At 73.2% G+C, this 8,437-nt stretch carries 5 protein-coding genes; 2 read left to right on the top strand and 3 right to left on the bottom strand.

Going from position 1 to position 8,437, the window contains the following annotated elements; translation table 11 throughout:
- Positions 1–235: 235 nt before the first annotated feature.
- A complete protein-coding gene (locus AB0O91_RS05665) occupies positions 236–1,207 on the top strand; it encodes a LysR family transcriptional regulator (protein WP_363428191.1) in 972 nt (323 codons plus the stop codon).
- A 10-nt stretch (positions 1,208–1,217) separates the two neighbouring features.
- Here the strand turns inward: AB0O91_RS05665 and AB0O91_RS05660 are convergent, their stop codons facing one another.
- The 3 genes from AB0O91_RS05660 to AB0O91_RS05650 form a co-directional block, all read right to left on the bottom strand.
- Entirely contained in the window at positions 1,218–2,423 is a 1,206-nt protein-coding gene (locus tag AB0O91_RS05660) for a serine hydrolase domain-containing protein (RefSeq protein ID WP_363428189.1), read from the bottom strand.
- Between the two features lie 89 nt (positions 2,424–2,512).
- On the bottom strand, positions 2,513–3,640 hold the full coding sequence (locus AB0O91_RS05655) for a hypothetical protein (RefSeq protein ID WP_363428187.1): 1,128 nt from the start codon (positions 3,638–3,640) through the stop codon (positions 2,513–2,515).
- Positions 3,637–4,155: a SigE family RNA polymerase sigma factor gene (locus AB0O91_RS05650; RefSeq protein ID WP_363428185.1), complete on the bottom strand. Its 519-nt coding sequence runs from the start codon at positions 4,153–4,155 to the stop codon at positions 3,637–3,639. Before AB0O91_RS05650 ends, AB0O91_RS05655 begins: the two co-directional genes overlap by 4 nt.
- A 225-nt stretch (positions 4,156–4,380) precedes the next feature.
- On the opposite strand from AB0O91_RS05650, the gene hrpA reads away from it, so the two are divergent.
- Positions 4,381–8,361, top strand: coding sequence for an ATP-dependent RNA helicase HrpA (hrpA, locus tag AB0O91_RS05645; protein WP_363428183.1), 3,981 nt, complete (start codon positions 4,381–4,383; stop codon positions 8,359–8,361).
- The last annotated feature ends 76 nt before the right edge of the window (positions 8,362–8,437 follow it).

Below are 8,437 nucleotides of genomic sequence, written 5' to 3'. Positions count from 1 at the left end.
GCGTGACGGGTGATTTTCAGACTGCCAACGGCGACCGACCATGCACCGCAGGGTCGGCAGTCCGAAAATCACCCAGCCCCCGGAGCACCCACCCCCGGAACCGCCCCCGGCGTCACCCACCCTCCCGAAAGCCCCCACCCCCCACACAGCCCCCGCGCAGCGGCCCCCACCCCCCACACAGCCCCCGCGCAGCGGCCCCCACCCCCCGAACAGAACCCCCCGCTAAGGTGCCCAGGTGGATCTGGACCTAGGACAGGCACGAGCCTTCACGACCACCGCCGAGGAACTCCACTTCGGCCGCGCCGCCACCCGCCTCGGCATCAGCCAGCAGGCCCTGTCGAAGCGCATCGCCCGCCTGGAGACCGCCCTCGGCGTCCGCCTGCTGGACCGCGACGCCCGGGGCGTGTCCCTGACCGGCGCGGGCTCGCGCTTCCTGGAGCCGGCCCGGCAGCTGCTGGTGCAGGGCGAGCGGGCGGTCGCGGCGGTGCTGGGGGCCGGCCGGCCGCTGCGGGTCGATGTGTGGGGGCACCTGTACGCGCCGATGCGGACGCTGGCGCAGGCGGTGGAGGCGGCACCGGGCCTGGAGCTGGAGCCGGTGCCGGGGCGGGACCTGCCGTCCGTCGCCGCGGCACTGCTGCGCGGGGAGTCGGATGCCGGTTTCGGCCGGGTGCACGCCCTGCCGGACGGCGGGGGCGCCGGGTTGACGCACCGGCTGGTCCGGCTGGAGCCGGTGGACGCGCTGCTGAGCGTCGACCATCCGCTGGCGGGCCGGGACGCGCTGAGCCCGGCCGAGCTGCGCGGCAGTGTGCTGCGTTACCCGGCGGCGGTGGACCGGCTGGACTTCCTGACCCGCTTCGCCGCCCGCTTCGGCATCACCGACCGGGTCGGTTCGACCAATCTGGGCCTGGAGCACTTCCTGGACCAGGTCGGCGCCGACCCGGGCTGCTTCTCGCTGGTGCCCGCCGACAGCCCGCTGCCCGACCGCCCGGGGGTGCGCACCGTCCCGCTGGCCGGCCCGACCCCGCTGTACGCCTGGTCCCTGCTCTGGCGGACCGACCGGGGAGCCGCCCGGAGCCCCGGCCACGACTCCCCCGTGGAGCAGCTGCTCCGGGCGTTCACGGAGGAGGCCGCCCGCAGCCGGTGGCTGGAGTACGACCCGGCCCGGGACTGGCTGCCGGACGCCGACGAGGCCGCGCTGCTGCGCTGAGCCCGACCGGTCACCCCGCCACGGACTGGTAGGCGAGCACCTCGAAGTCCCGTACCACCGCGGGCGGGACGGGGCTCTCGAACATCCGCTGGGTGAGCAGGACGCCGGTCAACCGCTCGGCGGGGTCGTTGAACCAGGCCGTGCCCAGGCCGCCGTTCCAGCCGTAGCGGCCGGGTGCGGCGAGCCCGGTGCGGGTGACGGTGACGGAGACCCCGAAGCCCCAACCGGTGGTCCCGTCACTTCCCAACACCGGTGCGGCAGCGGCCATTTGGGCGGCGTCCAGCTGGTTGGCGGTGAGCAGCCCGACGGTCGGCCGGGAAAGGATCCGAGTACCGTCGGCCACGCCGCCGGCCATCAGCATCCGGGCGAAGGCGAGGAAGTCGTCCAGCGTGGAGACCAGGTCCCCGCCACCGTCGTCGAGACGGGCCGCCCGACCCCAGGCGCTGTCGGCCGGATCGTCGTACGGGACCAGCCGCCCGCTCGCCCGGTCGAGCACGTACTCCACCGGGAGCCGGTGGAGTTGGTCGGCGGGGACGGTGAAGCCGGTGTCCCGCATGCCGAGCGGCCCGAGGACTCGCTCGCGCAGCACCTCGCCGAGCGGGCGGCCGCAGGCGCGGGCGAGCAGGATGCCGAGGACGGTGGAGCCGGTGTGGTAGCACCAGCCCGCGCCGGGTTGGTGCAGCAGCGGCAACTCGCCGAGGCGGCGCAGGAATTCGTCCGGCTCGGGGTAGTCGGTGCGGGGCGGGCGAACGCCGATGCCGCGCTCGGTGGCGGCCCGGACGATCGGGGTGGCCGACGGCAGCATCGCGAGGCCGTGGCCGAGCCGGAAGGTGAGCAGGTCGCGCAGGGTGATCGGTCGGACGGCCGGTTCGGTGTCGTCGAGTTCGCCGTCCGGGCGGCGCAGCACCCGCCGGCCGGCGAGTTCGGGCAGCAGGTCGTCGACCGGGTCGTCGAGCCGCAGCACGCACTCCTCGACCAGGCTCAGCGCGGCCACCGCGGTGACCGGTTTGGTCATGGAGGCGATCCGGAACAGGGTGTCCCGCCGCATCGGGACGGTGCCGGCGGTGTCGTGGCTGCCGAGCACCTCGACGTGCTCCTCGCCGTCCCGCACCACGGCGGCGACCAGCCCGGGCACCCCGCCGCGCTCGACGTGGCCGGTCAGGACGGTGCGCATCAGCCCCAGCCGGTCCTCGGACAGCCCGGTCGTGCCGCTCATCGGGCACCGCCTTCCCCATCGTCGACGTTCCGTCACGCCACAGGGATCCACTGTGGCGGACGGCACCGACAATCAGGTGCAGGCGGAGCTCAGCGGAGGCGCAGCCATTCGGTGTCGCTGCTCAGCACCGAGCCGTCGTCGGCGTAGTGGGTGACGGACTTGATGCCGGCACCGGGCTTCGAGACGATGCCGTACCAGTGGAACGGCGAGTTCCCGGCCGCGACCGGCACCGCCTCGGTGGAGCCGCCGGTGTCCCAGGCCACCACGACCTTCGCCACCCCGGCCTTCACCCCTTCGACCACCACCGGCGGGATGCCGGACTTCGCCTGGTCCTTGCCCCCGAGCACCGCGGCGCCACCGCCGACGAGCCCGGGGCTCGCCGTCGCGGTCGGGCTGGTGACCATGAAGGTGGCGTCGTCCGGCTGCCGCACGCCGTCCACCGTGTAGTAGTCGTTCACCACGTCGAGGTCCGGGCTCCAGTTGCGGTCGACGTCCTCCTGGGTGGCCGGTTGCACCTGCGGGTTGGCGGCGTGCCGCTCCGCCCGCATCAGCTGGTACTGCGCGAGGGCGTCCTCCTTCCGGGGGGTCGCCCGCCACACGGCGGTCCAGGCCACCCAGTGGTGGCCGTTCGCGACGCCCTCGCCGATCTTGACCCGGAGCGGGAGGAACGGGTCCCGGGCGTCGTCGGTCGCCGCACCGCCCGTGCCCCCGGCCACCGGCCGGGACGGCGACGCGGACGGGGAGACGGACACGGCGGTGGCGGTGGCGGGCGGGAACGCGACCGGGGGCTCGCCGGCGACCCCGGCCCCGGCCGGGGTGAGCCCGCCGGAAGCGGCCGGGGCGGCCACCGGGGACACCCACCGTCCGTGCCGGGCGAACTCCGCTCCCGCCCCGCCGACCACCACGACCACCGACGCGACGACCGCCGCGGTCAGCAGCCGCCGACGCCGCAGCCGCCGACGCCCGCCGCCGAGCAGCCGGTCGTACGGCACCGGCCCGGCCTGGACGCTGTCGGCCAGCTCCCCGAGTTCCCACGCGACGGCGGCCTCGGCCGCCTCCTTCTCCGTCTCCGCGCTCCAGTGGCTCCCGTGGCTCCCGTGGCTCCCGAAGCCTCCGGAACCCCCGGATCTCCCGAAGATCCCGAGGTCACCGGGGTCCCCGAGGTCACCGGGATCACCCGGGCCCCCGCGGTCGCCGGGCCAGGACTCCGTGCTCATCTGCTACCTCCGATGCTGGTCAGTCCGTTGCGTGAGGAGGCCGCCCGCAGTTTGGCGAGCCCCCGGGCCGCCTGGCTCTTCACCGTCCCGACCGAGCAGTCCATCGCCGCCGCGGTCTGGGACTCGCTGAGGTCCTCCCAGTACCGCAGCACGACGGCCTCGCGCTGGCGGGGCGGCAGCGCGGCGAGGGCCGCGAGCAGCACCGCCCGGTCGTCCGGGTCGGGCCCGACCGGAGCGGGCCGGTCGGGGAAGGCCTCGACCAGGTGCTCGACCGGTCTGCGCCGGAACCGCCGGGCGTGCTCGTTGATCAGGATCCGGCGGACGTAGGCGTTCGGGTCGTCGGCCGCCCGGACCTTGGTCCAGTGCACGTAGGCCCGCTCCAGCGCCTGCTGGACCAGGTCCTCGGCCCCGTGGCGGTCCCCGGCCAGCAGGTATGCCGTCCGGAGCAGCCGTGACCACGCGCTGCCGGTGAACGCCCGGAACTCCTCGTCCCGGACGGCCTTCTGGGCTCCCATGAGCACCTCCTCGACCCTCCTGAGCCCGGAACCCCGCCCGACCGTTGCCCCGCCGCCGCGATTCCCCGCCCGTGCCCCGCCCACCGACCGCCCACCATCCCGGCCCACCGCCCACCGACCGCGATCCGGCGCCCGGCATTCGCGATCGGCCACCGGCGGCTGTGACACTGGAGGGGCTCGAAAACCGAGGTGCGCTCCGCCGTGCCTCCTTGCGAACCTAGAGGGATGCCCGCAGTGAGTTCTCCCGCAGTCCAGTCCGCCCCCGCTTCCGCCGAGGGTCCCGGCATCGGTGAGCTGGCAGCCCGCCTGCCCGAGCTGACCCTGCGCGACGAGGTGCGGATCGGGCGCCGGCTGGAGGGGGCCCGCAGGGTCCGCGCGCCGGAGGCCCGGCAGAAGGTCGCCGCCGAGATCGCCGCCGACATCGACCGCGCCGCGTCGCTGGTCGAGCAGCGCCGGGCCGCGGTGCCGAGGATCGGCTACCCCGCCGAGCTCCCGGTCAGCCAGAAGAAGGACGACATCCTGGCGGCGATCCGGGACCACCAGGTGGTGATCGTCGCAGGTGAGACCGGCTCCGGCAAGACCACCCAGATCCCGAAGATCTGCCTGGAGCTGGGCCGCGGCATCCGCGGTCTGGTCGGCCACACCCAGCCGCGCCGGATCGCCGCCCGCACGGTGGCGGAGCGCGTCGCGGAGGAGCTGGACACCCCGCTCGGCGAGGCGGTCGGCTGGAAGGTCCGGTTCACCGACCAGGTCGGCCCGGACACCCTGGTCAAGCTGATGACCGACGGCATCCTGCTCGCGGAGATCCAGACCGACCGCGATCTGCGCCAGTACGACACCCTGATCATCGACGAGGCGCACGAGCGCAGCCTCAACATCGACTTCCTGCTCGGCTACCTCAAGCAGCTGCTCCCCCGCCGCCCCGACCTCAAGGTCGTGATCACCTCCGCGACCATCGACCCGGAGCGCTTCTCCCGGCACTTCGGCGACGCCCCGATCATCGAGGTCTCCGGCCGCACCTACCCGGTGGAGGTCCGCTACCGCCCGGTCCTGGACGACGGCGACGACGAGCAGGACGAGAACGACCGCGACCGTGACCAGATCCAGGCGATCTGCGAGGCCGCCCAGGAGCTGCAGGCCGAGGGCCCGGGCGACATCCTGGTCTTCCTCTCCGGCGAGCGCGAGATCCGCGACACCGCCGACGCCCTCACCCGGCTGAAGCTGCGGAACACCGAGGTCCTGCCGCTCTACGCCCGGCTCAGCTCGGCCGAGCAGCACCGGGTGTTCCAGCGCTCGAGCAGCCGCCGGATCGTGCTGGCCACCAACGTGGCCGAGACCTCGCTGACCGTCCCGGGCATCAAGTACGTGATCGACCCGGGCACCGCCCGGATCTCCCGCTACAGCCACCGCACCAAGGTGCAGCGGCTGCCGATCGAGGCGGTCAGCCAGGCCAGCGCCAACCAGCGCAAGGGCCGCTGCGGCCGCACCTCGGACGGCATCTGCATCCGGCTGTACTCGGAGGAGGACTTCCTCTCCCGCCCGGAGTTCACCGACGCCGAGATCCTGCGCACCAACCTGGCCTCGGTGATCCTCCAGATGACCGCGGCGGGCCTCGGCGACATCGCCGCCTTCCCGTTCCTGGACCCGCCGGACTCGCGCAACATCAAGGACGGCGTCCACCTGCTGCACGAGCTGGGCGCGCTGGACCCGGAGGAGAAGGACCCGCGCAAGCGGCTGACCGCGCTCGGCCGCAAGCTCGCCCAGCTCCCGGTGGACCCGCGGATGGCCCGGATGGTGCTGGAGGCGGACCGCAACGGCTGCGTGCGCGACGTGATGGTGATCGCCGCCGCGCTGTCCATCCAGGACCCGCGCGAGCGCCCGGCGGAGAAGCGCCAGGCCGCCGACGACCGGCACCGCCGGTTCACCTCGGAGACCTCCGACTTCCTCTCCTACCTGGCGATGTGGCGCTACGTCCGGGAGCAGCAGAAGGAGCTGTCCTCCTCGGCCTTCCGCCGGATGTGCAAGTCCGAGTTCCTGAACTACCTGCGGATACGGGAGTGGCAGGACGTCTACACCCAGCTGCGCACCGTCGCCAAGCAGTTGGGCGTGACGATCGACGAGCCGCACCCGGACGCCGAGCCGGACGCGGACCGGATCCACCAGTCGCTGCTGGCCGGGCTGCTCTCCCACATCGGCCTGTTCGACGTGGAGAAGCGCGAGTACGGCGGTGCGCGCGGCGCCCGCTTCGCGGTCTTCCCGGGCTCCGGGCTGTTCAAGAAGCCGCCGCGCTGGGTGATGTCGGCGGAGCTGGTGGAGACCTCCCGGCTGTGGGCGCGGATCAACGCGAAGATCGAGCCCGAGTGGGTCGAGCCGCTGGCCGGGCACCTGATCAAGCGCAGCTACAGCGAGCCGCACTGGGAGAAGAAGGCCGGCGCGGTGCTGGCGTACGAGAAGGTGACCCTCTACGGGATGCCGGTCGTCGCCCAGCGCAAGGTCAACTACGGGAAGATCGACGCCGAGCTCTGCCGCGAGCTGTTCATCCGCAACGCCCTGGTCGAGGGCGACTGGGAGACCCACCACCGGTTCTTCGCCGAGAACCGCCGGCTGCTCGGCGAGGTCGAGGAGCTGGAGAACCGGGCCCGCCGCCGGGACATCCTGGTGGACGACCAGACCCTGTTCGACTTCTACGACGCCCGGCTGCCGGAGGAGATCGTCTCCACCCGGCACTTCGACTCCTGGTGGAAGAAGGCCCGGCACGAGCAGCCGGACCTGCTGAACTTCGAGAAGTCGATGCTGATCAACGACGCCGCGGACGGCGTCACCGAGGCCGACTACCCGGACCACTGGCAGCAGGGCAAGCTGCGCTTCAAGCTGACCTACCAGTTCGAGCCGGGCAGCGACGCGGACGGCGTGACCGTCCACATCCCGCTGCCGGTGCTCAACCAGGTGACCGCGGAGGGCTTCGACTGGCAGATCCCGGGCCTGCGGGAGGAACTGGTCACCGCGTACATCAAGTCGCTGCCGAAGGCGATCCGGCGCAACTTCGTGCCGGCCCCGGACTTCGCCAAGGCGGCACTGCGGGCGGTGAAGGACCGCCAGGAGCCCCTGCTGCCGGCCCTGGAGCACGCCCTGAAGCGCCTGACGGCCGTCACGGTGCCGCCGGAGGCCTGGGACGACGAACGGGTCCCGGAGCACCTCAAGGTGACCTTCCGGGTGGTGGACGGCAAGCGCCGGCTCGCCGAGTCCAAGGACCTGGAGGAGCTGCGGCTCAAGCTCAAGCCCAAGCTCAAGGAGACGCTCTCCTCGGCGGCCTCCGGCCAGGGCATCGAGCAGGGCGGGCTGACCGCCTGGCCGGCCGGGCTGCCGGTGCTCCAGCGCACCTTCGAGCAGCGCTCCCGGGGCCACGCGCTGCGCGCCTACCCGGCGCTGGTGGACGAGGGCGCCGCGGTCGGCGTGAAGCTCTTCGACACCCCGGAGGCGCAGGCCCAGGCGATGTGGGAGGGCACCCGCCGGCTGCTGATGCTGACCACCACCTCCCCGGCGAAGTCGATCCAGGGCCGGCTGGGCAACCAGGCGAAGCTGGCGCTGTCGCACAGCCCGCACGGCTCGATCAGCGCCCTGTTCGAGGACGTCGTGGCGGCCGCGACGGACCGGCTGATGACCCTGGCCGGCGGCCCGGCCTGGGACGAGGCGGCCTTCGGCAAGCTGCACGACAAGGTGCGGGCGGACCTCTACGACCTGTCCGCGGACACCACGCTGAAGACGGCCACCGCGCTGATCGCCTTCCACAAGGCGTCGACCCGGCTGAAGTCGGTCAGCAGCCCGGTGCTGCTGAACGCGGTGAACGACGTCCGGCTGCACCTGGCCTCGCTGGTGCACCCGGGCTTCGTGACGGCCACCGGCTGGCAGCGGCTGCCCGACCTCAAGCGCTACCTGCTGGCGGTGGACCGCCGGCTGGAGGCGCTGCCCAACCACCCGCAGCGGGACGCCCAGCAACTGCTGAAGGTCCAGCAGGTGCAGCAGGCGTACGGGGAGCTGCTGGCGGCGGTGCCGGCCGGGCGGCAGCCCTCCGCGGAGGTGCGGGCGATCCGGTGGATGATCGAGGAGCTGCGGGTCAGCTTCTTCGCCCAGGGGCTGGGGACGCCGAGCCCGGTCTCGGAGAAGCGGATCATGAAGGCGATGGAGGCGGCGCGGGCCACCCTCTGAGCTGCGGGTGGGCCTTCAGGAGCCAGTTCGACCTGGGGGCCCACCATGGGCTACAGTCTGTCTTGTTCGCAGCGCG

Origin of the sequence: Kitasatospora sp. NPDC089797 (genome assembly GCF_040684795.1) — a bacterium.
Classification (GTDB): domain Bacteria; phylum Actinomycetota; class Actinomycetes; order Streptomycetales; family Streptomycetaceae; genus Kitasatospora.
Note: the sequence above shows the minus strand (reverse complement) of the source record. Positions and strands in the feature narration are given on the sequence as shown.